The 1265-nt window shown below is 71.2% G+C and carries 1 protein-coding gene; it reads left to right on the top strand.

The genetic code is table 11. The annotated features are described in order from the left end of the window. Positions 1-177 precede the first annotated feature (177 nt). On the top strand, positions 178-1143 hold the full coding sequence (locus G5C65_RS37400) for a helix-turn-helix transcriptional regulator (protein ID WP_165303486.1): 966 nt from the start codon (positions 178-180) through the stop codon (positions 1141-1143). The last annotated feature ends 122 nt before the right edge of the window (positions 1144-1265 follow it).

Here is a 1265-nt window from a genome sequence, read left to right as displayed (position 1 = left end):
TGTATAAGAGACAGGGGAGGGGGTGCCGGGGTGGCTCTCGGTCCGGTTCATCGCGTTGCTCCTTGCGCTCGGGTGCTCCGGGCCATCGTCTCCGGGCCATCGTCGCCGCATCCCTCGGCGCAGGGGTGCCCCTGCCAGGACCACCCAGCTTCCGCGCCGGTCGGTGATGATGGCCCCATGAAGTGGCGTACAGACGTGGGGGAGTTTCTGCGCTCCCGCCGTGCACGGCTGCGCCCCGAGGACGTCGGTCTCGCGCCCGGCGGCGGGGTGCGCCGGGTGCCGGGGCTGCGCCGCGAGGAGCTGGCTTATCTCGCGGGGATCAGCGTCGAGTACTACGTACGGCTGGAGCAGGGCCGCAAGCCGGGGGTGTCCGACGCGGTGCTCGACTCGGTCGCCCGGGTGCTGCGGCTCGACGAGGACGAGCGCGTCCATCTGCACCGGATCGCCCGGCACCCGCACCGGCGGCCGCGCCGGGAGCGGCCCCAGGAGGTCCGGCCGGGGATGCGGCAGTTGCTGCACGCGGTCGGGGACACCCCGGCGTTCGTCTTCGGGCGGCGTATGGACATCCTCGCCTGGAACCGGATGGCCTGCGCCCTGATGATCACCGAACTCGGCGCGCTGCCGCAGCGCGAGCGCAATCTGGCGCGGCTGGTGCTGCTCGACGAGGACCTCGTCCGGCTCTATCCGGACCGGGAGTTCGTGGCCAAGGACACCGTCGGCCATCTGCGGGTCGACGCCGGGCGGCACCCGGACGACGCCGAGCTGGCGGCGCTGGTCGGCGAGCTGTCGCTGAAGAGCGAGGAGTTCCGCAAGCACTGGTCGATGCACACGGTCAAGCGGAAGTCGTACGGCCACAAGAACCTCGCCCACCCGGTCGTCGGCCCGATGAGGCTCCAGTTCGAGACGCTGCATCTGCCGGACGACCCGGAGCAGTGCCTCACCGTCTACACGGCGGCGCCGGGCTCCAAGGACGAGGAGAGCCTGCGGCTCCTCGCCCTGTGGCACGCGGAGAGCCCGTCCCCCGCCGACGCGGCGCGGCTCACCGCACCCGCCGCGCCCGCCGCGCCCATCGAACCCGTCGAACCCGCCGCCCCCATCGAACCCGTCGAGCCCTTCGAGATCCGGCCGCGGGGCACATCCTGAGAGACATCTCACGTGCCTAAGAAGTCAAGCTGCGGCGGCTGGAGCTGCTGAGAAGGAGGTGAATGCGTGATGCTCGTCGAAGAGCTGCCGGTTGTGCAGGCAGTGGTAGAGCTGACCGAGCA

The sequence above is a fragment of the Streptomyces boncukensis genome (genome assembly GCF_011045075.1).
GTDB lineage: Bacteria > Actinomycetota > Actinomycetes > Streptomycetales > Streptomycetaceae > Streptomyces > Streptomyces boncukensis.
Note: the sequence above shows the minus strand (reverse complement) of the source record. Positions and strands in the feature narration are given on the sequence as shown.

Coding starts and splice junctions, on each gene's coding strand:
- G5C65_RS37400 (WP_165303486.1), top strand. CDS start 178: ATGAAGTGGCGTACAGACGTGGGGGAGTTTCTGCGCTCCCGCCGTGCA.